This window comes from Pseudomonas sp. GV071, assembly GCF_003050835.1.
In the GTDB taxonomy this organism is placed as follows: domain Bacteria; phylum Pseudomonadota; class Gammaproteobacteria; order Pseudomonadales; family Pseudomonadaceae; genus Aquipseudomonas.
On record NZ_QAOJ01000001.1, the window covers coordinates 248,283 to 273,472 of the forward strand.

Consider the following 25,190-nt stretch of genomic DNA (forward strand, 5'->3'; position numbering starts at 1 on the left):
CCGCGATGCTTTTCTTACGCGATTTCAGTAGTGCCCTTTACCTCGGCATCTTTGGGCAGCGGCATCCAGCGCGGGCCCTGCGGGCCATAGACTTCAGCCGGTTCCGGGAACAGCACCAGCAGCACCAGGTACAGCACTGCCGCCAGCCCCAGGGTCACCGGCAAGCTGATGTCGATGCCATTGGCCAGGTTGCCCAGCGGGCCAACGAACTGCCCCGGCAGGTTAACGAAGCACAGGCCGATCAACGCGCTCGGCACCCAGGCGCCCATACCGCGCCAGTTCCAGCCGTGGGTGAACCAGTAGCTGCCACCTTTTTGCCCACGGGTGAACACTTGCAGGTCATCGGCGTGGTACGCGCCACGGCGAATGATCAGGCCGAGGATCATGATCACCATCCACGGCGTGGTGCAGGTGATGATCAGCACGGCGAAGGTCGACACGCTCTGCACCAGGTTGGCAGCGAAGCGGCCAATGAAGATGAAGGCAATCGATAGCACACCGATCAGCAGGGTGGCTTTCACCCGGCTCAATACGCGGGGGAACACGCTGGACATGTCCAGCCCGGTGCCATAGAGCGACGTAGTGCCGGTGGACATGCCGCCGATCACCGCAATCAGGCACACCGGCAGGAAGAACCAGGTCGGGCACACGGCCAGCAGGCCGCCAACATAGTTGTTGGCGGCGATGTAGTCCGGCGCTTTTACGGCGACGATGGTGGCGGTGGCCAGGCCGAACAGGAACGGAATCAGGGTGGCCAGTTGGGCGAAGATCACCGCCAGCATGATGCGGCCCTTGGACGTTTCCTTGGGGATGTAACGCGCCCAGTCACCGAGGAACGCACCGAAGGAAATCGGGTTGCTCATGGCCACCAGTGCGGCACCGATAAACGCGGCCCAGAAGCCTTCGGTGCCGAGGTTGACGCTGCCGGCATAGGCGCTGTCGAAGGTGCTGGCGAAGGCGAAGATGCCCAGCAGGAACAGCACGCTGGCGCTCCATACCGCGACCTTGTTGACCCACAGCAGAAAGCGGAAACCGTAGATGCATACGGTCAGCACCAGCAGGGCGAACAGGCCGTAGGCCAGGCCCAGGGTCAGGTCGGTTTCGGGCAGGCCGATCAGGCGCTTGGCGCCACCGATAAGGGCGTCCCCCGAGCTCCACACCGACAGCGAGAAAAACGCGATGGCGGTGAGCAGCGAGAGGAACGAGCCGACGATCCGGCCATGCACACCGAAGTGCGCGCCGGAGGAAACGGCGTTGTTGGTGCCGTTCAGCGAACCGAACAGGCCCATCGGCGCGAGGATCACCGAGCCCACCAGCACGCCCAGCAGAATCGCCCAGACGCCGGCCTGGAACGACAGGCCGAACAGCACCGGGAAGCTGCCGAGGACGGCGGTGGCGAAGGTGTTGGCGCCGCCGAAAATCATGCGGAACAGGTCCAGCGGTTTGGCGCTGCGTTCGTTGTCGGGGATTTGCTCAACCCCGAAGGTTTCGATACGCGTCAAAGCGTGTTCATTGTTGTTATGCATTTTCCCCTCCCCGGGAAAAACACTCTGAAAACTACTGCGCTCGGTCTGGCGGCGTTAAAAACAGACTCGCAATGCTCATTGGCTACAGCCAACTCCGCTTGCTCGCCTGTTTTTGCCTTGCCATACCGTCGCTCGCTACGTTTTCAAAGCGTTTTTAATGGCTACGGTTTTTGTTGTATTGCCGTTTTCAAAGCGTTTATTGCGGTACTGCAGACAAATGCTCATGGCAGGCCAACCAGCGGCCGGCTTCTACCTGGCGAAACACAATGGTCTCGCGCTCGTAACTGGTGCTTTCCTCGCCGGCGATGCGCAGCTGAGTGCGTACGTCGTGAACAAAGATCGCCACGTCGCCCTGCAGGCTGACGAACTGTTTGCTTGAGGTGCATTCGACTACTTCAAAGCCACCCGCCAACCATTCAGCCCACACCTTCTGGTACGCCGCGCGGCTCAGCAGCGGCTCTGGCAGGGTATGGAAGACAAAGCTGGCGTCTTCGCTGAAGGCGGCGAAGTAGGCTTCGGTGTTGGTGCTGGCGAAGGCGGCGACCAAACGTTCTGCCGCGTTAAGCACTTGCTGTTCTTTCAGGGCGTCACTCATTTGTGCGGCACTCATTTGTGGGAGACGCCTGGCAGAACACAGAGCATTTCGTACAGCAGGTTGGCGCCCAGCAGCGAGGTGTTGCCGGTGGTGTCGTAGGGTGGAGAGACTTCCACCACGTCACAACCGATCAGGTCCAGGCCTTGGCAACCGCGAATGATCTCGATCGCTTGAATGGTGGTCAGGCCGCCGATTTCCGGGGTGCCGGTACCAGGCGCCCAGGCCGGGTCGATACCGTCGATATCAAAGCTCAGGTACACCGGACCGCCGCCGACTTTCTCGCGGACTTCGGTCATCAGTGGGGTCAGGGATTTGTGCCAGCACTCTTCGGCCTGCACCACACGGAAACCCTGGCGGCGGCACCAGTTGAAGTCTTCCGCGGTGTAACCCTGGGCACGCAGACCAATCTGCACCACGCGGTCGCAGTCCAGCAGGCCTTCTTCCACGGCGCGGCGGAAGGTGGTGCCGTGGGCGATTTTCTCGCCGAACATATGGTCATTCACATCGGCGTGGGCATCGATATGCACCAGGCCGATCTTGCCGTGCTTCTTATGCAGCGCGCGCAGAATCGGCAGGGTGATGGTGTGATCGCCACCCAGGGTCATGGGCAGAATGCCGTGGCCGATGATCTTGTCGTAAGACTCTTCAATGATGCGCACGGCATCCAGCAGGTTGAAGGTGTTGATTGCCACATCGCCGATGTCGGCCACGTTCAACGAGTCGAATGGGGCGGCGCCGGTGGCCATGTTGTACGGACGGATCATCACCGACTCGGCGCGGATCTCGCGCGGCCCGAAGCGGGTGCCGGAGCGCAGGGAGGTGCCGATGTCCAAGGGCACGCCGACGAAGGCGGCGTCGAGGGCATCGAGTTCAGTGTCGGATTGGATATGCGGCAGGCGCATCATGGTGGCGATGCCACCGAAGCGCGGCATTTCATTACCGCCCAGGGGTTGATGAAGCTTCTTGTCCACGGGGTGGCCTCACGGTTTTTATGGTTTTAGTAATGGCGCCGATTCTGCGCAGGGGGTAGGACAGAGAAAAATCCGGGGCCGGCAAATTCTTAGTTCAGAGATTTCTAAACTATTGGGTAAGCTTTAAACGCTATCGCGGCTGAAGCCGCTCCTACGAGATCGCACAATCCGTAGGAGCGGCTTCAGCCGCGATGCTCTTCGATAAAGCCGGAGCCTCCATGTCCCAAGTCCTGCCCGACCTGAAACTGCTGCGCATCTTCGTCAGTGTGGTGCGCCACCAGGGTTTTGCCGCTGCCCAGCAAGAACTCAACCTGTCGACTTCGGCCATCAGCACCTACATGAGCCAGCTCGAAGGCCAGCTCGGCTTGAGCCTGTGCCACCGAGGCCGTGGCGGTTTCAGCCTGACCAGCAAGGGCGAGCTGTTCTTCCAGGAAACCCTGCGCCTGCTCGGTGAGATGGAAGGCTTCGAGCGCTACGCCGCCGCGCTCAAGGGCGAACTGCGCGGCACGCTGAATCTGGGGGTGATCGATTCCACCGTGAGCGACCGTTCCTTGCCGTTCGCCGAAGTGATCGGTACCTACAGCGAAGAGCACCCGGCCGTGCATTTGCACCTGTCGGTGCTCAGCCCCTATGAGCTGCAACTGGGGGTGCTGGAAAACCGCCTGGACCTGGCCATCGGTTCGTTTTCCACGCGCATGAACGGCCTGCTGTACCAGGCGCTGTATCGCGAGCAGCACTGGTTGTACTGCAGCGACCGCCACCCGTTGTTCGGCGAGCGGCGTATTCCGCCGGAGCTGATCACCCAGCAGCGCATGGTCGGGCGCAGTTACTGGAGCCAGGCCGAACTGGCCCGCCACGGCTTCAAACACAGCGCCGCGACCGTGGAAAGTATGGAAGCGCAACTGATTCTGGTGCTCTCCGGCGCCTATATCGGCTACCTGCCGGAGCACTACGCGCAAGCCTGGGTCGACCAGAAACGCCTGCGCCCGCTGCTGCCCACCACCTTTGGCTATCAGGCGCCGTTTTCCCTCACCTACCGCCGCGGCCGCTCACGCGAGCCCCTGTTGCAAACCTTCCGTGATCTGCTGAAAACCCAGCTGACGCAGCCGCGGGCGAGTTGAGCCTGGTCTCGTAGGAGCGGTTTCAGCCGCTCCTACGCAATTGATGTACCCACGTCCCTAGTCCCTGCTGGCGCCTAGCCATCGCTGTGCTACACCTAACTCCCATGAGCAAGGAAGTTCGTATGCTCCTACTGACCAGGGATTGAAGTGATGCGCCAGAACCTGCCTGTGACACAGCGGGAAAGAACCTTTCCTGAGCACGAACGCCTGATTTCCACCACCGACCTGCAGAGCAAAATCACCTACTGCAACGACGCCTTCGTCGAGATCAGTGGCTTCACCCGCGAAGAATTGATTGGCCAGCCGCACAACCTGGTGCGCCACCCGGACATGCCGCCTGCTGTGTTCGCCCATATGTGGGACGTACTCAAACAGGGCAAGCCGTGGATGGGGCTGGTGAAGAATCGCTCGAAGAATGGCGACTTCTACTGGGTCAGCGCCTACGTCACCCCGGTGTATGAAAACGGCCACATGTCCGGCTTCGAGTCGGTGCGCTCTCTGCCCACCCGTGAGCAGGTGGCCCGAGCCGATGCGCTGTACGCGCGCCTGCGTGCCGGCAAAGCGCCGGTGCCTGCGGTGGAAAATTGGACCCGCGATTTTGTTCAGTCCTGGCCGGTGATTCTCGCCGCGCTGCTGATTCTGGCCGGCGATTACCTGCTCGAAGGCTGGGCTCAGGCCCTGCAAGTGCTGGTGATCATGTTCTGCCTGGGCTCCTTTCAGCTCTACCGCAAACGCATGGGCGTGCGCGAGACCCTGGCCGCGCATCCGAAAGCCTTTACCAGTGCCCTGGTGGCGTTGACCTATTCCGATAACCGAGGCGCCCAAGGCCTGCTGGACATGGCCATGATCAGCGAGGAAGCGCGCCTGCAAACGGCGCTGACGCGGCTGGAAGATGCCGGCGTCAATGTGAAGTTGCGCGCCGCCGAGTCGTCGAAGCTGTCCAACTCCAGCGCTGAATTGCTGGAACAGCAGCGCAGCGAAACCGACCAATCGGCCACCGCCATCAACCAGATGGCTGCCACCATTCAGGAAGTCGCCGCCAACGTTGCAAACACCGCGCATGCCGCCGAAGAGGCTGACCAGCTCGCCCAGCAAGGCCGTGGCCTGGCCAATGACAGCCTGGGGGCGATGCAGCATATGGCTGATGCGGTCACCGAGATCGGGCAGGCGGTGAAAGACCTGGCCAACTCGACCCAGTCGATCGGCAGCGTCGCCGACGTAATTACCTCGATTGCCGAGCAGACCAACCTGCTGGCGTTGAACGCGGCCATTGAGGCAGCTCGCGCCGGCGAGCAAGGCCGAGGGTTTGCCGTGGTGGCCGATGAGGTGCGGTCGCTGGCCTCACGCACCCGCGAGTCCACCGAGCAGATCCATCAGATCATTTCTTCCCTGCGCAGCGGCGCCGACCGCGCCGTGGCCACCGCCAGCAAGGGCGAGGATATTTCCCGCGATAGCGTGCACAGCGTCGAGGCAGTGCGCCACGCGCTGGATGGCATCAGCCAGGCGGTTACGCGCATCACCGGCATGAGTCAGCAGATGGCCACTGCCTCCGAGCAGCAAAGCCATGTGGCTGAAGACATCAGTCAGCAGATCACCCGCATCGCCCAGCTCTCTGACCGCAGCGCCGGTCAGGCCCAGGAAGGCGTGGTGATCAGCCAGGACCTCGAACACATGGCTGAGTATCTGCACAGCCTGGCAGAGCGTTTCAACAAATAACCCCGTGTTCCCCAAAGGTCGGACAGGGAAGTCCGGCCGTCTATCTGGCAAACTTGGCGCTCCCAAGGAGTGCCCATGTCTCGCCCGCTATGCCCCCGCTGCTGCCGCCCACTCAGCCACTGCCTGTGTGCGCTGATCCCAAGCCTGGATAGCCGTACCCGCGTGCTCATCCTGCAGCACCCAAGTGAAGTCAAACATGCCCTGAACACTGCACGCCTGGCGGCCCTGGGGTTGACCAATGCCGAGCTGTGCGTGGGCGAGATGTTTTGTGAATTGGAGCGGTTGCTGAACCCGCCAGGCTATCGCAGCTGCCTGTTATTTCCGGGGGAGGGGGCAACTGTGCTGGCAGCGGCGCCCAACGAACTGCCGCTGCAACTGGTGGTGCCCGATGGCACTTGGCGCAAGGCGAGCAAACTGCTGCATGTGAACCCGCTGTTGGCTGCCTTGCCGCAGGTGATGTTGCCGGCAGGTGGCGTGTCGCGTTACCGCCTGCGCAAGGCGCCGATGGCGGGGGCGTTGTCGACCATCGAGGCGATTGTTCAGGCGTTGGAAGTTGTCGAAGCGCCAAGCGCGTTCGGCGAGCTGTTGCGACCGTTTGAGGCGCTGATCGAGGGGCAGATCGAGGCGATGGGGGAGGAGGTGTTTGCCCGCAATCACCTTCCCAATTTGTAGGCTCGGTTGTGCGCAGCTGGGGCAGGCGTTGGGCTTCGCAGCGCTCAACCCAACCTAGGCGCGTGCCGCCAGATACGTGGCGTAATCCGGCACCCGATGCTCATGCCGCTGCTCCAGCAACGGGCTGCTCAACAGGTAGTCGGCGCTGCTTTCATTGCACGCCACGGGAATATTCCACACCGCCGCCACCCGCAGCAGGGCTTTGATGTCGGGGTCGTGGGGTTGTTGCTCGAACGGGTCCCAGAAGAACACCAGCATGTCCACGCGGCGCTCGGCGATGCGCGCACCAATCTGTTGGTCGCCGCCGAGCGGGCCGCTGATCATGCTTTCCACCGGCAGGTGCAGGCGGCGAGTCAGCAGCAGGCCGGTGGTGCCGGTGGCCAGCAGGTCGTGCTGGGCCAGGCGTGGGCGCTGGCGTTCACTCCAGTCGAGGAGGAATTCCTTGCAGTGGTCATGGGCCACCAGGGCGATGCGTTTACGCGCTGGCAGTTGCGCAGTGGTGAAGGGGACGCGGCTCACGGCGCGTCCCGCAGGGCCAACGCGTTATCCAGCATGCGGTTGGAAAAACCCCATTCGTTGTCATACCAGGCCAGCACCTTGAGCAGCTTGCCGCTGGTTTTGGTGTGGTTGGCGTCGAAGATCGACGACAGCGGGTTATGGTTGAAGTCGTGGGACACCAGCGGCAAAGCGTTGTAGCCGAGAATCGGCAACTGCTGGCTAGCCGACAGCATCAGCGCATTGACGGTTTCGGCGCTGACCGGCTGTTTTAGTTCTAGGGTTAAATCCACCAGCGACACGTTGATCACCGGCACCCGCACCGCCATGCCGGTTAGCTTGCCGGCCAGTTCCGGTAGCACCAGGCCCACGGCTTCGGCGGCGCCGGTCTTGGTCGGGATCATCGACTGAGTGGCCGAGCGGGCGCGGTAGGGGTCGCTGTGGTAGACGTCCGAGAGGTTCTGGTCGTTGGTGTAGGCGTGAATGGTGGTCATCAGGCCGTTTTCGATGCCCAGCTCGCGGTGCAACACCTGGGCAATCGGCGCCAGGCAGTTGGTGGTGCAGGAGGCGCTGGAAATGATCTGGTGCGACTGGCGCAGCGTGTCGTGGTTAACGCCGTAGACGATGGTGGCATCGGCACCTTTGGCCGGGGCCGAGATAATTACCTTCCTGGCGCCGGCGGTTAAATGCGCTGCCGCTTTATCGCGGTCAGTAAACAGGCCAGTGCATTCGAAGACGATGTCGATCTGCTGGTCGCGCCATGGCAGCTCGGCCGGGTTGCGGATGGCGGTGACGGCAATGCGGTCGCCGTTGACCAACAATGCGTCGGCTTGTGCCTCAACGCTACCGTCAAAAATGCCGTGCACGCTGTCGTACTTGAACAGGTGGGCATTGATGGCACTGTCGCCGAGGTCGTTGATCGCGACTACCTGCAGCTGTTCGCGGTAGTCCTGGGTGTACAGGGCGCGCAGAATGTTGCGGCCGATGCGGCCAAAGCCGTTGATTGCGATACGCAGTGTCATGGAATCACCGAATCTTGTTTTTTGTTGTTGGAATTACAAGATTAGGCTCGGTAATATAAAAAACCAAGCCGAAATACCTACGAAATTTTGTTTTATATAAAAATTAAGCCTGTGTGGAGCCGATGATATGCATCCCCGTGTCGTAGAAGTTACCGAGCGTTTGATTGCCCGCAGCCGCGCCACCCGTGAGCATTATTTGAAGATGATTCACGCGGCCGCCGAAGACGGGCCGGCCCGCGCCAAGCATCAATGCGCGAATTTCGCCCATGGTGTGGCGGCCTGTAGCGGTGAAGACAAACAGCGCCTGCGGCTGATGGATTCCGCCAACGTGGCGATCATCTCCGCCTACAACGACATGCTCTCGGCCCACCAGCCCTACGAGCATTACCCTGAACAGATCAAACAGGCGCTGCGCGATATCGGCTCGGTCGGTCAGTTCGCCGGCGGTGTGCCGGCCATGTGCGATGGCGTGACCCAGGGCGAGCCGGGCATGGAAATCGGCATCGCCAGCCGCGAAACCATTGCCATGTCCACCGCTGTGGCGCTGTCCCATAACATGTTCGACGCCGCTTTGTGCCTGGGCATCTGCGACAAGATCGTGCCTGGCCTGATGATGGGTGCGCTGCGCTTTGGCCACCTGCCGATTCTGTTCGTGCCAGGCGGGCCTATGACCACCGGTTCCTCCAACAAGGAAAAAGCCGAAGTCCGTCAGCGCTACGCCGAAGGCAAAGCCAGCCGTGACGAGCTGCTGGAGTCGGAAATGAAGGCCTACCACGGCCCCGGCACCTGCACCTTCTACGGCACCGCCAACACCAACCAATTGCTGATGGAAGTGATGGGCCTGCACTTGCCCGGCGCTTCGTTCGTCAACCCTTACACACCGCTGCGTGATGCCCTGACCCGCGAAGCGGCGCAACAAGTCACCCGCCTGACCGCGCAATCGGGCAACCGGCTGATGCTCGGCGAACTGGTGGACGAGAAGGTGCTGGTCAACTCCATCGTCGCCCTGCACGCCACCGGTGGCTCCAGCAACCACACCCTGCACATGCCGGCGATTGCCCGTTCGGCCGGCATTCTGCTGACCTGGCAGGACATGGCCGACCTCTCGGAAGTGGTGCCGACCATGGCCCACGTCTACCCCAACGGCAAATCTGACATCAATCATTTCCAGGCGGCTGGCGGCATGGCCTTCCTGATTCGCGAGCTGCTCGACGGCGGCCTGCTGCATGAAGACGTGCACACCGTGGTCGGCAAAGGCCTGCGCCGTTACACCCAGGAGCCGTTCCTCGACGACGGCAAACTGGTGTGGCGCGAAGGCCCGAGCAAAAGCCTCGACGAAAGCATTCTGCGTCCGCTGTCCAACCCGTTTTCGCCCGAGGGCGGCCTGCGCGTGATGGATGGCAACCTGGGTCGTGGGGTGATGAAGGTGTCCGCCGTGGCGCTTGAGCACCAGATCGTAGAAGCGCCGGCGCGGGTGTTCCACGACCAGCAGGAACTGGCCGACGCCTTCCAGGCCGGCGAGCTGGAGCGCGACTTCGTTGCGGTGGTGCGCTTCCAGGGGCCACGCAGCAACGGCATGCCCGAGCTGCACAAGATGACGCCGTTCCTCGGCGTGCTGCAGGACCGTGGTTTCAAAGTGGCGCTGGTCACCGATGGCCGGATGTCGGGTGCCTCGGGTAAGATCCCGGCCGCCATTCACGTCTGCCCGGAAGCCTTCGATGGCGGCCCGCTGGCCCGCGTGCGCGACGGCGATATTGTCCGCGTCGACGGCACCAAAGGTGAGTTGCGGGTGATGGTCGACGCAGCGGAACTGGCCAAACGTCCCAATGCTGAAGGTCTGCCCGTGGCCTTCGGTACCGGGCGTGAATTGTTTGCCTTTATGCGCGCCTCGTTCAGCACCGCCGAGCAGGGCGCCAGTGCCTTTACTACCAGTTTGGAAGGATTGAAATGAAGTTAGCCCTGGTCGGCGATATCGGCGGCACCAATGCACGCTTCGCGCTGTGGCGCGATAACCAGTTGGAGTCGGTGCAGGTGCTGGCCACGGCGGATTTTCCTGGCGTCGAGCAGGCCATCGTGGCCTACCTCGAAGGCCTTGGTCTGGCCGTCGGTGCCGTGCACGCGGTTTGCCTGGCCTGTGCCGGGCCGGTCAGCGGCGATCTGTTTGTGTTCACCAATAACCACTGGCGCCTGAGCCGTTCGGCGTTCTGCCGCGACCTGCAGGTGGACGAGCTGCTGCTGATCAACGATTTTTCCGCCATGGCCCTGGGCATGACCCGCCTGCAAGACCATGAGCGCGTGCAAGTCTGCCCAGGCACCGCTGAAGCGGATCGCCCGGCCGTGGTGGTTGGCCCAGGCACCGGCCTGGGCGTCGGCACCCTGATCGGCTCGGCCGAAGCCGGCTGGCAGGCATTGCCGGGCGAGGGCGGGCACGTCGACCTGCCGATCGGCACGCCGCGCGAAGCGCAGCTGTGGCAGGAGCTGTATCGCCTCAATGGCCATATGCGCGCCGAAGACGTGCTGAGCGGTGGCGGCTTGCTGCTGCTGTATCGCGCCCTGTGTGCGCTGGATGGCCACGCAGAAACTCTGAAAACGCCAGCGGCGATTACCGCAGCGGCATTGGCAGGTGACGAAGTGGCCGGCGCCGTGATCGACCAGTTCTCCTGCTGGCTGGGCCGGGTGGCCGGTAACAACGTGTTGAGCCTTGGCGGCCGCGGTGGCGTGTACATAGTCGGTGGCATCGTGCCGCGTTTCACCGAGCTATTCTTGCGCAGCGGTTTTGCCCAGAGCTTTGCTGCCAAGGGGCCGATGAGCAAGTACATGGTCGATGTGCCGGTGTGGCTGGTGACCGCCGAATACCCGGGGTTGATGGGCGCCGGTGTGGCCCTTCAGCAACTCCTTGAGCAGCGTCAGTTCACTCCGGGCGCGTAACCGTTAGAATCGCCGGCTGAACCAGTTGGCAGGCAATACATCCAAGTGCCCTTTACGACAAAAACTATAAGGAAGGCCCCTTGAGCCAGACCGGAAAATCCATCCTGCTGGTGGATGACGATCAGGAAATCCGTGAGCTGCTGGAAGCCTACCTGAGCCGCGCCGGCTTTCAGGTTCGCACCGTGGCTGACGGCGCCGGCTTTCGCGCCGCCCTTGGTGAGGAAAGCGCCGACCTGCTGATTCTCGATGTGATGCTGCCCGACGAAGATGGCTTCAGCCTGTGCCGTTGGGTGCGCCAACACCCGCGCCTGGCCCAGGTGCCGATCATCATGCTGACCGCCAGTTCCGACGAAGCCGACCGCGTGATCGGCCTGGAACTGGGCGCCGACGACTACCTGGGCAAACCCTTCAGCCCGCGCGAGCTGCAAGCGCGGATCAAGGCCCTGCTGCGCCGCGCCCAGTTCGGCCAGGAACGCAGCCGCGTGGAAGTGCTGGCCTTTGATGAATGGCGGCTGGACATGGTCAGCCACCGGCTGTTCCACCTCGACGGCGAAGAGGTGTTTCTCTCTGGGGCCGACTTCGCCTTGCTCAAGCTGTTCCTCGATCACCCGCAACAGATCCTCGACCGCGACACCATCGGCAACGCCACCCGTGGCCGTGAACCGATGCCGCTCGATCGCATCGTCGACATGGCCGTCAGCCGTCTGCGCCAACGCCTGCGCGACACCGGCAAGGCGCCGCGCTTGATCCGCACCGTGCGCGGCTCCGGCTACCTTCTGGCCGCCCAGGTGACGCCGCACAATGCTGCCTAGCCCGCCCGTTGCGCCGAAACCTTGGTACCAGCGCTGGTTCGGCTGGGTGCCGGTGCCGCGCTCCTTGCTCGGGCGCATGTTGCTGCTGACTTTGTTGTCAGTGCTGATGGCGCAGGGATTGTCCAGCGTGATCTGGCTGTCGCAACTGCGTGCCACCCAGTTGGAAGGCCTGGTCACCAGCGCCCGTAGCCTGGCCCATTCGATGTCCGCCAGCGTCAGCTACCTGCGCTCTTTGCCCTTGGCCTACCGGCCGCTGGTACTCGACCAACTGCGCAGCATGGGCGGTACCCGCTTCGTGGTGACCCTCAACGACAAACCCCTGGACATGCAGGTGCTGCCGGCCACACCGCGCAAAACCGCCGTGCTGGAATCGGTGCATGAGGTGTTGCGTGAAGCCATGGGTAATGACGTCGACATTCTGGTGACCTTCGTCAGCCCCGATGACCTGCGGATTTTTAACGGCGGCCTGAAACTCGACGAACTGCCGCGTTCCTGGGCCCACTACGCGCTGACCTTGGAACCGGTGAAACCGCCGGTGCTGGTCACCCAGATTCAGATGGCGCCCGGCGAATGGCTGTACATCGCCTCGTTGCTGCCCGAGCCCTACACCAGCCTGGAAGAAGAGGGCCTGCCGGCGCAGCAGGTGTGGTTCATCATCCTCACCAGCAGCTTTCTGCTGCTGTTCATCGGTGTGCTGGTGCACTGGCAAAGCCGGCCACTCAAGCGCCTGGCGCGGGCTGCGCGGGATATGTCGCTGGGCGCCGCCGAAGTGCGGCCAGTGGCGGAGGGCGGCGGCAGTGAAGTGGTGGAAGTAGGGCGAGCCTTCAACGCCATGCGCGAGCGCATCAGTCGTTACCTGATCGAACGCAGCCAGCTCTTCAGCGCCATTTCCCATGACCTGCGCACACCCATTACGCGCCTGCGCCTGCGGGTGGAATTGCTCGACGATGAGAAGGTGCAGGCCAAATTCAGCCGAGATCTGGATGACCTGGAAATGCTGGTCAAAGGCGCGTTGCAGTGCGTGAAAGACACCGACATACACGAAAATATCGAACCGGTGGACCTCAACCTCGCGCTCGACTGCCTGATCGAACCGTATCTGCCGCCGCAGGGTAATGGTCGGGTCAGCCTGCACGGACGGGCGATGGCCGCTTATGCCGGCAAGCCGCTGGCCTTGCGCCGATGCATGGGCAACCTGATCGACAACGCGCTGAAATACGGCACCAAGGCGCACCTGCATATCGAAGATAACGACAGCGCGTTTATTCTGCATGTCGACGACGAAGGCCCGGGCGTGCCGGAGCAGCGCCTGGAGCAGGTGTTTGAGCCGCATTTTCGCCTTTCGGGTAAGCAGCAGGGCTACGGTTTGGGCCTCGGCATCGCGCGCAATATTGCCCACAGCCATGGCGGCGAAGTGACGCTGCAGAATCTGCGGGAAGGGGGGTTGCGTGTGACCCTTTATCTGCCGCGATTCTCGGACTGAGTGTCTGCGCGGGGAAAATCAAAGGCCCCTCTCCCCAGCCCTCTCCCGCAAGCGGGAGGGGGGCTAGACCGCGTGATGATGTGACGGTCGATCGCCATCCAGTTCCCCTCGTCCGCTTGCGGGAGAGGGGCTAGGGGAGAGGGGGTCTTGATCTGAAGGGCCGCTCTAGCCCGCCCTTTGTCACAACCCTGTGACACTATTCTCTGCACTGTTTCGGGTAATCCCGCTCCTACGCTGGGTAGAATCCGGCCACCCCCTAAAATCCAAAAACCGCAGAGGGAAACGCCCATGACCGGCGACAGCACCAACGCCTATTTCGGCAGCTGGCTCAATGCCCCGACCCACCATCTCTGGTTGCAAACCGAAGGCCTGCGCCTGCTGGCGTTTGCCAAGGCGTCGAAGGTCGAGCAGGGGTTTGCCAATCTGGATGCCCGGGGCCGGTTGCCGGCCGATGCCGTCGCTGAAACCATGAACACCACGCGCATGACCCACAGTTTTGCCATGGCCCATGTGCAAGGTGTTCCCGGTTGCCTGGAGCTGGTCGAGCACGGCGTCGCTGCCTTGCTGGGGCCGTTGCGTGATGCCGAGTTCGGTGGCTGGTATGCCCAGGCCGAGCACCGCGATGGCAATACCGGCAAGGCCGCGTACCTGCATGCGTTTGTCGCGTTGGCGGCCAGTTCTGCCGTGCAGGCTGGCGCGGCGGGAGCGGAGGAATTGCTGGCGCAGGCGGTGCAGGTGATTGACGCGCATTTCTGGAGCGAGGAGGAAGGCGCCTTGCGCGAATCCTTCGCTCGCGACTGGACCGAGGAAGAGGCCTACCGCGGCGCCAACAGCAATATGCACGGCACCGAGGCGTTTCTCGCCTTGGCCGATGCGACCGGCGACAGCCGCTGGCTGGAACGGGCGCTGGAGATTGTCGAGCGTCTGATTCATGGCCATGCGGCCAACAACGATTTCGCCGTGATCGAGCATTTCGATCGCAACTGGCAACCCCAGCTCGAGTACAACGCCGAGAACCCCGCCGACGGTTTCCGTCCTTATGGCACCACACCGGGCCATGCCTATGAATGGGCGCGCCTGGTGTTGCACTTGGAGGCGGCATTGCAGCGCGCCAGTTACGCCGCACCGGATTGGTTGCTGCACGACGCCGTCGGCCTGTTCGACAGCGCCTGCCGTTACGCCTGGAATGTCGATGGCGCGCCAGGGTTGGTTTACACCCTCGACTGGCAGAACAAACCCGTGGTGCGCCCGCGTTTGCATTGGGTGCATGCCGAAGCCAGTGCCACCGCAGCGGCGTTGCTCAAACGCACGGGGGAGCAGCGCTATGAAGTCTGGTACCGGCGGTTCTGGGATTTCATCGAGCGCCATTTCATCGACCGCGAGCAGGGCAGCTGGCACCACGAGCTGGATACCGGCAATAAACCTGCGGCCACTATTTGGGCCGGCAAGCCCGATCTGTACCACGCTTACCAGGCTGTATGCCTACCCCAAGTGGGCTTGGCGCCAAGCCTGACGGCGGCGCTTGTCGAGCTTTCTACACAGTCACACGCTATGTAACCAGGCGGTGACATTTACGCATCCCTTCGTTACCTCAGGAGCCGAACGGCTTGATTAGAATCCATCGCAACGCAAGCTTCCGACTTGCCTGTATAACAACAAGAAGGTACTTCAGATGAACGCGATCAACCGACTCGCTGCTGTAATTTCCCTCGCCTCGTTGTTCCCCCTCAGCGCCCTTGCCGCCGATACCCCTGCAGAGTCAAAAGGCACTGTAGAAGTGGTGCATTGGTGGACGTCCGGTGGTGAAGCAAAAGCCATTGATGTGCTGCGCAAGCTGGTGGAAAAAGACGGCTACACCTGGAAAGACAGCGCCGTGGCCGGCGGTGGTGGCGCTGCAGCCATGACCGTACTGAAAACCCGCGCCGTATCCGGCAACCCGCCGTCGGCTGCACAGATCAAAGGCCCTGACCTGCAAGATTGGGGCGCACTCGGTTTGCTGACCAATCTGGACGATGTGTCCAAGGCCAACAACTGGGACAAGCTGCTGTCCAAAACCGTCGCCAACACCATGAAGTACGACGATCACTACGTCGCCGTACCAGTGAACATTCACCGCGTGAACTGGCTGTGGGTCAACCCGGTGGCGATGAAGAAAGCCGGCGTGGAAAAAGCACCGACCACCCTCGACGAATTGTTCGCCGCTGCCGAGAAGTTCAAAGCTGCTGGCCTGATCCCGTTGGCCCACGGTGGTCAGCCATGGCAGGACAGCACCGTCTTTGAAGACCTGGTGCTCTCCATCATGGGCGCTGACGGTTACACCAAAGCCTTTATCGAGCAGGACGAGGCCACCCTCACCAGCCCGAAAATGACCGAAGTGTTCAAGGCCCTGAAAAAACTCCAGGGTTACATGGACCCGGACGGCACTGGCCAGGACTGGAACCTGGAAGCGGCCAAAGTGATCAACGGCAAAGCCGGTATGCAGATCATGGGTGACTGGGCGAAGAGCGAGTGGAGCGCGGCAGGCAAGAAAGCCGGCACCGACTTCGAGTGCGTTCCGTTCCCGGGTACCCAAGGCAGCTTCACCTACAACATCGACTCGCTGGCCATGTTCAAACTCTCGGCGAAGAACAACACGCCGGGCAACATTGCTGCGCAGAACGAAGTGGCGAAGATCATCCTCGAGCCTGAGTTCCAGTACGTGTTCAACCAGAACAAAGGTTCCATCCCGGTGCGTGATGACCTGGACATGACCAAGTTCGACAGCTGTGGCCAAGCCGCCATGGCCGACTTCAAGGCCGCCGACAAGGCCGGCACCCTGAAGCCAAGCATGGCCCACAACATGGCGACCTCCCTGGCGGTACAAGGGGCGATCTTCGATGTGGTGACCAACTTCATGAGCGACAAGAACGCCGACCCGGCCAAGGCCGGTGCGCAGATGGCTTCGGCTATCAAGGCTGCTCTGTAAGGCATGCGGCCGCCGGTTCGCCGGCGGCCCTTTAAACATCCGAACCCTGCCAACGACAGCGGCCCCTGCGGCTGTCGCTGGGAGCATTCGGGCTGAATTTCTCCAAGATGGGTTTTGCCGATGAGCACCGTGGCGGTATTTAACAAGGCTTCACCATTCGACGCACTGCAGCGCTGGCTACCGAAGTTGGTCGTCGCGCCGAGCATGTTGCTGATTCTGGTGGGCTTCTACGGATACATCCTCTGGACGTTCATTCTGTCCTTTACCAATTCCAGCTTCATGCCGAGCTACAAGTGGGTCGGCGTGCAGCAATACGTGCGCCTGCTGGACAACGATCGCTGGTGGGTGGCGAGCAAGAACCTGGTGATGTTCGGTGGCCTGTTCATCGGCATCAGCCTGGTGCTCGGGGTGTTTCTGGCGGTGCTGCTGGACCAGCGCATCCGCAAGGAAGGCTTTATCCGCACCATCTACCTGTACCCGATGGCGCTGTCGATGATCGTCACCGGTACCGCCTGGAAATGGCTGCTCAACCCGGGCCTGGGCCTGGACAAGATGCTGCGTGACTGGGGCTGGGAAGGCTTTCGCCTGGACTGGCTGGTGGACCAGGAGCGCGTGGTGTACTGCCTGGTGATCGCTGCGGTATGGCAGGCCTCGGGCTTTGTCATGGCGATGTTCCTCGCCGGTTTGCGTGGCGTTGATCAGTCGATCATCCGCGCCGCCCAGGTCGATGGCGCCAGCCTGCCGACCATCTACCTGCGCATCGTACTGCCGAGCCTGCGCCCGGTATTTTTCAGCGCCTTCATGATCCTCGCGCACATCTCGATCAAGAGCTTCGACCTGGTGGCGGCGATGACCGCCGGTGGCCCTGGCTACTCGTCCGACCTGCCGGCGATGTTCATGTACTCCTTCACCTTCAGCCGCGGCCAGATGGGCATCGGTTCAGCCAGCGCCATGCTGATGCTGGGCGCGATCCTGACCATTCTGGTGCCGTACCTGTATTCCGAGCTGCGGAACAAACGCCATGACTGATTCGATTGCTGTAACGCCAATGGCCCGTCCGTTCGCCAAGTCCTCCTTCAGCTTCAGCCGGCTGGCGATCTACGTCACCCTGTTCGGCGCGGCGGCGGTTTACCTGATTCCACTGGTAGTGATGTTGCTGACCAGCTTCAAAAGCCCCGATGACATCCGCACCGGCAACCTGCTGAGCTGGCCGCAAGTGGTCGATGGCATCGGCTGGATCAAGGCCTGGGACATCGTCGGCGGCTACTTCTGGAACTCGGTGAAAATCACCGTGCCAGCGGTGCTGATCTCCACCTTTATCGGTGCCATGAACGGCTACGTGCTGTCGATGTGGCGCTTCCGTGGCTCGCAACTGTTCTTCGGTCTGCTGCTGTTCGGTTGCTTCCTGCCGTTCCAGACCGTGCTGCTGCCAGCCTCGTTCACCCTCGGCAAGTTCGGCCTGGCCAACACCACCGCAGGCTTGGTGCTGATTCACGTGGTGTACGGCATGGCCTTCACCACGCTGTTTTTCCGTAACTACTACGTGGCGATTCCGGACGCCCTGGTGAAGGCAGCGCGCCTCGACGGCGCCGGCTTCTTCACGATCTTCGGGCGGATTCTTTTGCCCATGTCGGTGCCGATCATCATGGTCTGCCTGATCTGGCAATTCACCCAGATCTGGAACGACTTCCTCTTTGGTGTGGTGTTCGCCAGCGGCGACGCACAACCGATCACCGTGGCCCTCAACAACCTGGTGAACACCAGCACCGGGGCCAAGGAATACAACGTAGACATGGCGGCGGCGATGATCGCCGGCCTGCCAACGCTGCTGGTCTACATCGTCGCGGGCAAGTATTTCCTGCGTGGGCTCACGGCCGGCGCGGTCAAGGGGTAAAGCATGGCAACTCTCGAACTCAAGAACGTCAAAAAGACCTACGGCAGCGGCCTGCCGGACACCCTCAAAGACATCGAACTGAAGATCGAGTCTGGCGAGTTTCTGATTCTGGTCGGGCCATCTGGCTGCGGTAAATCGACCCTGATGAACTGCATCGCCGGCCTGGAAAACATCACCGGTGGCGAGATCCTGGTGGACGGTGCCGACATCAGCGGCATGAGCCCGAAAGACCGTGACATCGCCATGGTGTTTCAGAGCTACGCCCTGTACCCGACCATGAACGTGCGCGAGAACATCGCCTTCGGGTTGAAGATGCGCAAGATGAGCCCGGCGGCCATCGAAGAAGAAGTGTCGCGGGTGGCCAAGCTGCTGCAGATCGAACACCTGCTCACCCGCAAGCCTGGCCAGCTTTCCGGCGGCCAGCAACAGCGCGTGGCCATGGGCCGGGCCCTGGCGCGGCGGCCGAAGATCTACCTGTTCGACGAACCGCTGTCCAACCTCGACGCCAAGCTGCGCGTGGAGATGCGGACCGAAATCAAGCTGATGCACCAGCGCCTGAAAACCACCACCGTTTACGTCACCCACGACCAGATCGAAGCGATGACCCTGGGCGACAAAGTGGCGGTGATGAAGGACGGCATCGTTCAGCAGTTCGGCACCCCGCAACAGATCTACAACGACCCGGCCAACCTGTTCGTGGCCAGCTTCATCGGCTCGCCGCCAATGAACTTCATTCCCCTGCGTCTGCAGCGCCGTGACGGCCGTTTGCTGGCGTTGCTGGACTCCGGCCAGGCGCGCTGCGAGCTGCCGCTGGCGATGCAGGACGAAGGCCTGGAGAACCGCGAAGTGATCCTCGGCATTCGCCCTGAGCAGATCAGCCTGGCCTCCAGCGGTTCGAACCTGCCGAGCATTCTCACCGAGGTGGAAGTGATCGAGCCGACCGGCCCGGACACCCTGGTGTTCGTCAACCTCAACCAGACCAAGGTCTGCTGCCGCCTGGCACCGGACATGGCGCCGAAAGTCGGCGAAACCCTGGAACTGCAATTTGATCCCGACAAGGTGCTGCTGTTCGACGCGAAAAGCGGAGAGCGCCTGGGGCTGTTGGGAAAGTCGCAGCCTGCTGAGAAGGCAGGCCGCGTCACGCGTTTGATCCCGCGCTAAGGCGTGGGAGTGAGACCGGGTTTGCGTGGTTTGCAGCTGTGGTGCGCGGTTCCTTTGGCTAGCGCCCCGGCTGTTTTTTTACCCGCAAGGACGTAGCCCGGGGGAGGGGATGGATAAGTACCTCTGCTGCAAGGCAGGGCGATTTACGCGGCCGCAAGGTCGCTCAGATCAGCGCGGGATGGGCATCGATTTTCGTGCGCTCCCGTCTGGGTGTTATCCGAAGCGCAACAACAATAAAAATGAGTGGAGTGGATATGAACACAATGAAGAAAGGCCTCTGGGCGCTGCCGTGTGCCCTGGCAATGTTTCCCTGGTCTGCCCAGGCCCTGGAATTCAGTGGCTACACCCGTAACGGTGTTGGTACCTCGGTGAACAGTTCCGGTCAGCAATGCTTCCAGTTGCAAGGTGCCAAATCCAAATACCGTCTTGGTAACGAATGCGAGCAGTACACCGAGTTGGATCTGCGTCAGGACCTGTTCAAGCTTGATGACGGTTCGGTATTGAGCGTCGAGGGCATGGCCCAGCTCTACAACCAATACGACAAGACTCCTAAGTACACCGGCGACTACGGTTTTGCGCGGATGAACCAGATGTACGCCGAGTGGAGCAACATGCCCGCACTCAATGGCGGTTCGTTCTGGGCGGGGCGGCGTTTCTACAAACGAAACGACATCCATATCTCCGACTTCTACTACTGGAACCAGAGCGCCACCGGTTTCGGTTTTGACGAAGTGCAGCTCGGTGACCTGAAGTACAGCTACGTGTTCTCGCGTAAAGACAACTACGACCAGAAACCCTACGTGAACCGTCACGACTTCAACGTCGATGGCTTCAACACCAACCCCAACGGCACCGTGCAGGTGGGCGTCAGCTACATCGACAAGCCCAGCAACAACGACGCTGAAAAGAACAGCGGTTACTCGGTGACCGTGCAGCACAAACAAAAAGAATTCCTCGGCGGCGTCAACACCCTGGCCCTGCAATACGGTGAAGGTCCGGGCACCGGCCTGGGCTACACCGGCGATACCACACTGGATAGCAGCGCGAAGAATTGGCGCGTAGTGGAGTTCTTCGACTGGCAGGTGACCAAGCACTTCGGTGGCCAGTTCGAAATCGTCTACGAAAAAGACAAGCGTGAAGACGGTCAGGACCAGAACTGGCTCTCCGTTGGCGTGCGTCCGGTGTATGCGATTACCGACACCTTCAAGTTCGTCACCGAACTGGGTCGCGACCAGGTGGAAGCCCCTGGCGGCACCCGCAAGCTGACCAAGTTCACCGTGGCACCGACCTGGTCGCCAATGGGCCCGGGTTTCACCACCCGTCCCGAGTTCCGTCTGTACTACACCTATGCGAGCTGGAACGAAGCGGCACAACGTTCGGCCAGCATGGTCGCCGCAGGTTCGGCACTGTCGGATACCGGCGCCTTCGGCACCGATCTGCACGGTTCCAACTTCGGTGTGCAAGTCGAGTACTGGTGGAAGTGATGCCTGAGCGCGGTCGATGACCCGGAGAACAGCCAGGCCCATCGTGCCGCGCCCGGAACTTGTAGCTGCCAGCGAGCAGATGCGTGTGGAGGAGAACCCTCTGAGCGCACTGCTGGCTGGAGCTGGCAAGCCCCTTTTCAGCTGGACGCGCCATCAGGAGCGCGACCTGTTTTTAATCAGCCACCCGACCTGCGAAGCGGTGTTCAGCCGCCAGGGCGGGCAGTTGCTGCATTTCCAACCCAAAGGCCAACGCCCGTGGTTATGGTGCGCCGCACGCTGGCCGAAGCACGGTGCCATTCGCGGCGGCGTGCCGGTGTGCTGGCCGTGGTTTAGCCGCCACCCCACCGAGAGCGGTTGGCCGTCCCACGGCTGGGCGCGCTTGAGTGACTGGGAGTTGCTCGAACACGAGGCCGATGCCAGCGGTGTACGCCTGCATTGGCGGCTGGAGTTGTGTGAGTGGCAGGTCGACCTGTTTGCCGAACTGGGCGCCGAGCTGAAGCTGCGCTTGGTGACCCAGCATCAGGACAGCGAGCCGTGTCAGCTCAGCCATGCGCTGCATGGCTATTGGCGAGTAGGCGACATGGCCCAAGTGGCCTTGCGCGGTCTGGAGCGGGCGGAGGGTTTTGACCTGCTGGCCCGTGAAGACTTTCAGCAGACCAGCCCGCTGCGTTTGGACAACGGCTGCCACCGCGTCTACCGGCGGGCCGGGCGGGTGGATCTGGAAGATCAGCTTTGGCGTCGGCGTTTGCAGATCGACACCAGCGGCGGCGCCAACACCGTGGTCTGGCATCCCGGCTCCAGGCCGCTGGCCGATGTCGGCTGGCATGAGGCGTTGGGGTTTGTCTCGGTGCAGGCGGCGAGTTGTCGGGAAGATAGTGTGACGATTGGGCCGGGGGAAACGGCGGAGCTGAGGTTGCACGCGCGGCTTGTGTAATGGCGTGAGGCCGGCCCTCTCCCCCAGCCCCTCTCCCGCAAGCGGGAGAGGGGAGCCTAAGCGGCATAAGGCTGGGGGTGGAGCTAGCTGCTCCAACTCGTTCTAGTCCCCTCGCCCCCGTGGGGGAGAGGGTTAGGGAGAGGGGGTGGCTGCAAGCACGCCCCTTCAGCCCGGATCGTCTTCGTTGGGATACCGGCTGGCATTCAGGCTCTCTTTGATCTTGCGCAGGTGCGGCTGGAAATCCACTCCGCGACGCAAGGTCACGCCGGTGGCCAGCACGTCGAGCACGGTCAGCTGAATGATCCGCGAGGTCATCGGCATATAGATGTCGGTGTCCTCGGGCAGCGGAATGTCCAGGCTCAAGGTGCTGGTCTTGGCCAGCGGCGAATTGGCCGCGGTCAGGCTGAGTACCGAGGCGCCGTTCTCGCGTGCCACGCGCGCCACTTCCACCAGTTCGCGGGTGCGGCCGGTGTAGGAAATGATCACGAACAAGTCGCCGGTGTGTGCCACCGACGCGAGCATGCGCTGCATCAGTACGTCGGCGTGGGCGGTCACCGCCAGGTTGAAGCGAAAGAATTTGTGCTGCGCATCCAGCGCCACCGAGGCCGAGGCGCCGAGGCCGAAGAAGTTGATTTGCCGGGCCTGGATCAACAGGTCGACGGCGCGGCTGATTTTCACAGGGTCGAGCTGGCGGCAGGCGCTGTCGAGCGAGGCAATGGCGCTGCCAAAGATCTTCTGCGTGTAGGCCTCGGGCACGTCGTCGGCTTCCACCGCGCGGCTCACGTAGGCGGCGCCGCTGGCCAGACTTTGCGCCAGCTGCATTTTCAGTTCCGGGTAGCCACTGACCCCGAACGAGCGGCAGAAACGGTTGACCGTGGGTTCGCTGACCTGGGCTTCCTGCGCCAGGGTAGCGATGCTGAAACGGGTGGCCTGTTGCGGGCTGCGCAGAATGGCCTCGGCCACTTTGCGCTCGGCTTTGTTCAACTCACTGAGCCGGCTCTGGATCTGCTCCAACAGGTTACGCACGCGTTCCATCTAGTGTCCTCGGTGATTGCACGCCAATGCAGCCGTTGCGCTTGAGGCGCGGGCAGGGCGGCCTATCCTAACTGTGGGGCCGTGCCAACGGCCACTGTCGCCGGTGATTGCTGTGAAATGTTGTTTTGTTTACAACATTTAAGCTTGATTTAGTCCTGTTAACGCGGTATTTCTTCCAATACTTGATAAAAGAACAAATATCATGCCTGTGATCACTGCAAAACCCTGCACCCTTATCCTGTTCGGCGCCCTTGGCGATCTGGCGTTGCGCAAGCTGTTTCCTGCCCTCTATCAGCTCGACCGCGCCGGTCTGCTGCACACCGATACGCGCATCGTCTGCCTGGCGCGCGATCAAGGTGAGCCCAGCACCCACTTGGCGTTTATCGATGACTGGATGCACCGCTATATCCCGGTGATGGACCTGGACGGCGAAGTGCTGGAGCGTTTCCGTCAGCGCCTGAGCTACCTGACCATGGAGTTCACCGAGGCTGAGAGTTACCCGGCGCTGGTCAAGGAAGTCGGCAACGCGGACACCCTGATCGCCTATTTCGCGACCCCGGCATTCGTCTACGGCCCCATCTGCGCCAACCTGGCGGCGTGTGGCCTGGCCGAGAAAACCCGCGTGGTGCTGGAAAAACCGATCGGCCATGACCTCGAGTCGTCGCGCAAGATCAACGACGCGGTGGCCGCGCATTTCCCCGAATCGCAGATTTACCGCATCGACCATTACCTGGGCAAAGAGACGGTGCAGAACCTGATCGCCCTGCGGTTTGCCAACAGCCTGTTCGAAACCCAGTGGAACCAGCACCACATTTCCCACGTGGAAATCACCGTGGCCGAAGTGGTCGGCATCGAAGGCCGCTGGGGTTACTTCGACCAGGCCGGGCAACTTCGCGACATGATCCAGAACCACCTGTTGCAGTTGCTCTGCCTGATCGCCATGGATCCGCCCAGCGACCTCTCGGCCGACAGCATCCGTGACGAGAAAGTGAAGGTGCTCAAAGCCCTGGCGCCCATCACCCCCGAGCACATGAGCCGTGAGGTGGTGCGTGGCCAATACGTGGCGGGCAGCAGCGCCGGCAAACCGGTGCCGGGCTACCTCGAAGAGGACAATGCCAACCAGCAGAGCGACACCGAAACCTACGTTGCCGTGCGTGCGGAAATCCGCAACTGGCGCTGGTCCGGCGTGCCGTTCTACCTGCGTACCGGCAAGCGCATGCCGCAGAAGCTGTCGCAGATCGTCATCCACTTCAAAGAGTCGTCGCACTACATCTTTGCCCCCGAGCAGCGGCCGCTGGTGAGCAACCGGCTGATCATCCGTCTGCAACCGGACGAAGGCATTTCCCTGCAGGTGATGACCAAAGACCAGGGCCTGGATAAAGGCATGCAACTGCGCAGCGGCCCGTTGCAGCTGAATTTCTCGGAAACCTACAAAGCGGCACGCATTCCCGATGCCTATGAACGGCTGTTGCTGGAAGTGACTCAGGGCAACCAGTACCTGTTCGTGCGCAAAGACGAGGTCGAACACGCCTGGCTGTGGTGCGACCAGTTGATTGCCGGCTGGAAACAGCTCGGCGACCCACCCAAGCCTTACGCGGCCGGTTCCTGGGGACCGATGGCGGCGATGGCGTTGATTACCCGTGATGGGAGGTCCTGGTATGGCGATCTCTGAACTGCAATTCCCCGCTGGTGTGCAGGCGCTCAGCCAAGCCTCGGCAAAACAACAAGCCAGTGAGCTGGCGCAAGCGGTAGCTGACGCCCTGACGGCGGCCCTGCGTGAACGCGATTTCGCCAGCCTGGTGGTGTCCGGTGGGCGCAGCCCGGTGGCGTTTCTCGAAGCCTTGTCGAGCCACAAACTCGACTGGGCGCGGGTGGTGGTCAGCCTCGCCGACGAGCGCTGGGTGCCGACCGAACACAACGACAGCAACGAAGCGCTGCTCAAGCGCCACCTGCTGCGTGGTGAAGCGGCGCGCGCGCATTTCATTGGCCTGTACCGCAGCCCGGCAACCCTGGACGCCTCGGTGGCCGGTGCCAACCTGGCTCTGAGCGAATTGCCGCAACCGCTGGACGTATTGGTGCTGGGCATGGGCGACGACGGCCACACAGCCTCGCTGTTCCCCAACAGCCCGCAGCTGGCCCTGGCCTTGAGCGCCGATTGCCCGCAACGCTGCCTGCCGATGCTGGCGCCCAGCGTGCCCCATCAACGCCTCACCATGACCCTGCCGCTGCTGGCCTCGGCGCGGTCGATCTTCCTTGCCGTGCAAGGCCCCGCCAAGTTGGCGACCTTGCGTACTGCACTGGCCGGCGACGACGCCCTGGCCATGCCGATTCGTGCTTTCCTGCGCTCGCCGCTGGCTATTTACTGGTGCCCCTAAG

Annotated in this window: 22 protein-coding genes; 16 read left to right on the forward strand and 6 right to left on the reverse strand. The window is 62.0% G+C overall.

Features of this window, described 5'->3' with window-relative positions; genetic code table 11:
- Positions 1-14 precede the first annotated feature (14 nt).
- The 3 genes from C8K61_RS01030 to speB all read right to left on the reverse strand — a co-directional run bounded on the left by C8K61_RS01030 (position 15) and on the right by speB (position 3,092).
- On the reverse strand, positions 15-1,526 hold the full coding sequence (locus C8K61_RS01030) for a cytosine permease (protein ID WP_108094310.1): 1,512 nt from the start codon (positions 1,524-1,526) through the stop codon (positions 15-17).
- A gap of 196 nt (positions 1,527-1,722) precedes the next feature.
- On the reverse strand, positions 1,723-2,121 hold the full coding sequence (locus tag C8K61_RS01035) for a nuclear transport factor 2 family protein (protein ID WP_108094312.1): 399 nt from the start codon (positions 2,119-2,121) through the stop codon (positions 1,723-1,725).
- A gap of 11 nt (positions 2,122-2,132) precedes the next feature.
- The gene (gene speB / locus C8K61_RS01040; RefSeq protein ID WP_108094314.1) at positions 2,133-3,092 is read right to left on the reverse strand and encodes an agmatinase; all 960 of its coding nucleotides are present in this window, start codon (positions 3,090-3,092) and stop codon (positions 2,133-2,135) included.
- Positions 3,093-3,310: 218 nt separating this feature from the next.
- Between speB and C8K61_RS01045 the strand changes: the two genes are divergently transcribed.
- From C8K61_RS01045 to C8K61_RS01055, 3 genes are all read left to right on the forward strand, one after another.
- A complete protein-coding gene (locus C8K61_RS01045) occupies positions 3,311-4,213 on the forward strand; it encodes a LysR family transcriptional regulator (protein ID WP_108094872.1) in 903 nt (300 codons plus the stop codon).
- A gap of 150 nt (positions 4,214-4,363) precedes the next feature.
- Positions 4,364-5,929 (forward strand): PAS domain-containing methyl-accepting chemotaxis protein, encoded by a 1,566-nt coding sequence (locus C8K61_RS01050; protein WP_108094316.1) that lies wholly within the window; start codon positions 4,364-4,366, stop codon positions 5,927-5,929.
- A gap of 75 nt (positions 5,930-6,004) precedes the next feature.
- Positions 6,005-6,601, forward strand: a complete 597-nt coding sequence (locus C8K61_RS01055) for a tRNA-uridine aminocarboxypropyltransferase (protein WP_108094318.1) — start codon at positions 6,005-6,007, stop codon at positions 6,599-6,601.
- 54 nt (positions 6,602-6,655) lie between these two features.
- Here the strand turns inward: C8K61_RS01055 and C8K61_RS01060 are convergent, their stop codons facing one another.
- Both C8K61_RS01060 and gap read right to left on the reverse strand, forming a co-directional pair.
- Complete coding sequence (locus tag C8K61_RS01060; RefSeq protein WP_108094320.1) at positions 6,656-7,120, reverse strand: methylglyoxal synthase; 465 nt, start codon at positions 7,118-7,120, stop codon at positions 6,656-6,658.
- On the reverse strand, positions 7,117-8,118 hold the full coding sequence (gene gap, locus C8K61_RS01065; RefSeq protein ID WP_108094322.1) for a type I glyceraldehyde-3-phosphate dehydrogenase: 1,002 nt from the start codon (positions 8,116-8,118) through the stop codon (positions 7,117-7,119). The genes C8K61_RS01060 and gap overlap by 4 nt, the downstream gene beginning before the upstream one ends.
- 127 nt (positions 8,119-8,245) lie before the next feature.
- On the opposite strand from gap, the gene edd reads away from it, so the two are divergent.
- The 11 genes from edd (at position 8,246) to C8K61_RS01120 (ending at position 21,779) form a co-directional block, all read left to right on the forward strand.
- On the forward strand, positions 8,246-10,069 hold the full coding sequence (gene edd / locus C8K61_RS01070; RefSeq protein WP_108094323.1) for a phosphogluconate dehydratase: 1,824 nt from the start codon (positions 8,246-8,248) through the stop codon (positions 10,067-10,069).
- Positions 10,066-11,046, forward strand: a complete 981-nt coding sequence (locus C8K61_RS01075) for a glucokinase (RefSeq protein ID WP_108094325.1) — start codon at positions 10,066-10,068, stop codon at positions 11,044-11,046. The genes edd and C8K61_RS01075 overlap by 4 nt, the downstream gene beginning before the upstream one ends.
- A gap of 80 nt (positions 11,047-11,126) precedes the next feature.
- Positions 11,127-11,858 (forward strand): response regulator, encoded by a 732-nt coding sequence (locus C8K61_RS01080; RefSeq protein ID WP_108094327.1) that lies wholly within the window; start codon positions 11,127-11,129, stop codon positions 11,856-11,858.
- Positions 11,848-13,341, forward strand: a complete 1,494-nt coding sequence (locus C8K61_RS01085; RefSeq protein WP_108094329.1) for an ATP-binding protein — start codon at positions 11,848-11,850, stop codon at positions 13,339-13,341. Before C8K61_RS01080 ends, C8K61_RS01085 begins: the two co-directional genes overlap by 11 nt.
- A gap of 288 nt (positions 13,342-13,629) precedes the next feature.
- Complete coding sequence (locus tag C8K61_RS01090; RefSeq protein WP_108094331.1) at positions 13,630-14,898, forward strand: AGE family epimerase/isomerase; 1,269 nt, start codon at positions 13,630-13,632, stop codon at positions 14,896-14,898.
- A 115-nt stretch (positions 14,899-15,013) separates the two neighbouring features.
- Positions 15,014-16,306 carry an ABC transporter substrate-binding protein gene (locus tag C8K61_RS01095; protein WP_108094333.1) on the forward strand — a complete coding sequence of 431 codons (1,293 nt, stop codon included), beginning with the start codon at positions 15,014-15,016 and terminating at the stop codon, positions 16,304-16,306.
- A gap of 120 nt (positions 16,307-16,426) precedes the next feature.
- Positions 16,427-17,335 carry a carbohydrate ABC transporter permease gene (locus C8K61_RS01100; protein WP_108094335.1) on the forward strand — a complete coding sequence of 303 codons (909 nt, stop codon included), beginning with the start codon at positions 16,427-16,429 and terminating at the stop codon, positions 17,333-17,335.
- Between the two features lie 19 nt (positions 17,336-17,354).
- Entirely contained in the window at positions 17,355-18,200 is an 846-nt protein-coding gene (locus C8K61_RS01105) for a carbohydrate ABC transporter permease (RefSeq protein WP_108094337.1), read from the forward strand.
- A 3-nt stretch (positions 18,201-18,203) separates the two neighbouring features.
- Positions 18,204-19,361, forward strand: coding sequence for an ABC transporter ATP-binding protein (locus tag C8K61_RS01110; RefSeq protein ID WP_108094338.1), 1,158 nt, complete (start codon positions 18,204-18,206; stop codon positions 19,359-19,361).
- 263 nt (positions 19,362-19,624) lie between these two features.
- Positions 19,625-20,845, forward strand: coding sequence for a carbohydrate porin (locus tag C8K61_RS01115; RefSeq protein WP_108094873.1), 1,221 nt, complete (start codon positions 19,625-19,627; stop codon positions 20,843-20,845).
- Positions 20,846-20,930: 85 nt separating this feature from the next.
- Positions 20,931-21,779, forward strand: coding sequence for a D-hexose-6-phosphate mutarotase (locus tag C8K61_RS01120; RefSeq protein WP_371919960.1), 849 nt, complete (start codon positions 20,931-20,933; stop codon positions 21,777-21,779).
- A gap of 165 nt (positions 21,780-21,944) precedes the next feature.
- Here C8K61_RS01120 and C8K61_RS01125 read toward each other — a convergent pair whose 3' ends face one another.
- Complete coding sequence (locus tag C8K61_RS01125) at positions 21,945-22,805, reverse strand: MurR/RpiR family transcriptional regulator (protein ID WP_178086417.1); 861 nt, start codon at positions 22,803-22,805, stop codon at positions 21,945-21,947.
- A 211-nt stretch (positions 22,806-23,016) separates the two neighbouring features.
- Here C8K61_RS01125 and zwf point away from each other — a divergent pair, with 211 nt between their 5' ends.
- Together zwf and pgl are read left to right on the forward strand one after the other, a co-directional pair.
- On the forward strand, positions 23,017-24,486 hold the full coding sequence (zwf, locus tag C8K61_RS01130; protein WP_108094340.1) for a glucose-6-phosphate dehydrogenase: 1,470 nt from the start codon (positions 23,017-23,019) through the stop codon (positions 24,484-24,486).
- Positions 24,473-25,189 (forward strand): 6-phosphogluconolactonase, encoded by a 717-nt coding sequence (pgl, locus tag C8K61_RS01135; protein ID WP_108094341.1) that lies wholly within the window; start codon positions 24,473-24,475, stop codon positions 25,187-25,189. The genes zwf and pgl overlap by 14 nt, the downstream gene beginning before the upstream one ends.
- Position 25,190: the final 1 nt, after the last annotated feature.

Bases quoted from the DNA above. Each gene is read 5' to 3' on its own strand.
- C8K61_RS01030 (WP_108094310.1), bottom strand. From the start codon at position 1,526: ATGCATAACAACAATGAACACGCTTTGACGCGTATCGAAACCTTCGGG.
- C8K61_RS01035 (WP_108094312.1), bottom strand. From the start codon at position 2,121: ATGAGTGACGCCCTGAAAGAACAGCAAGTGCTTAACGCGGCAGAACGT.
- C8K61_RS01045 (WP_108094872.1), top strand. From the start codon at position 3,311: ATGTCCCAAGTCCTGCCCGACCTGAAACTGCTGCGCATCTTCGTCAGT.
- C8K61_RS01050 (WP_108094316.1), top strand. From the start codon at position 4,364: ATGCGCCAGAACCTGCCTGTGACACAGCGGGAAAGAACCTTTCCTGAG.
- C8K61_RS01055 (WP_108094318.1), top strand. From the start codon at position 6,005: ATGTCTCGCCCGCTATGCCCCCGCTGCTGCCGCCCACTCAGCCACTGC.
- gap (WP_108094322.1), bottom strand. From the start codon at position 8,118: ATGACACTGCGTATCGCAATCAACGGCTTTGGCCGCATCGGCCGCAAC.
- edd (WP_108094323.1), top strand. From the start codon at position 8,246: ATGCATCCCCGTGTCGTAGAAGTTACCGAGCGTTTGATTGCCCGCAGC.
- C8K61_RS01075 (WP_108094325.1), top strand. From the start codon at position 10,066: ATGAAGTTAGCCCTGGTCGGCGATATCGGCGGCACCAATGCACGCTTC.
- C8K61_RS01085 (WP_108094329.1), top strand. From the start codon at position 11,848: ATGCTGCCTAGCCCGCCCGTTGCGCCGAAACCTTGGTACCAGCGCTGG.
- C8K61_RS01090 (WP_108094331.1), top strand. From the start codon at position 13,630: ATGACCGGCGACAGCACCAACGCCTATTTCGGCAGCTGGCTCAATGCC.
- C8K61_RS01095 (WP_108094333.1), top strand. From the start codon at position 15,014: ATGAACGCGATCAACCGACTCGCTGCTGTAATTTCCCTCGCCTCGTTG.
- C8K61_RS01100 (WP_108094335.1), top strand. From the start codon at position 16,427: ATGAGCACCGTGGCGGTATTTAACAAGGCTTCACCATTCGACGCACTG.
- C8K61_RS01105 (WP_108094337.1), top strand. From the start codon at position 17,355: ATGGCCCGTCCGTTCGCCAAGTCCTCCTTCAGCTTCAGCCGGCTGGCG.
- C8K61_RS01110 (WP_108094338.1), top strand. From the start codon at position 18,204: ATGGCAACTCTCGAACTCAAGAACGTCAAAAAGACCTACGGCAGCGGC.
- C8K61_RS01115 (WP_108094873.1), top strand. From the start codon at position 19,625: ATGAAGAAAGGCCTCTGGGCGCTGCCGTGTGCCCTGGCAATGTTTCCC.
- zwf (WP_108094340.1), top strand. From the start codon at position 23,017: ATGCCTGTGATCACTGCAAAACCCTGCACCCTTATCCTGTTCGGCGCC.
- pgl (WP_108094341.1), top strand. From the start codon at position 24,473: ATGGCGATCTCTGAACTGCAATTCCCCGCTGGTGTGCAGGCGCTCAGC.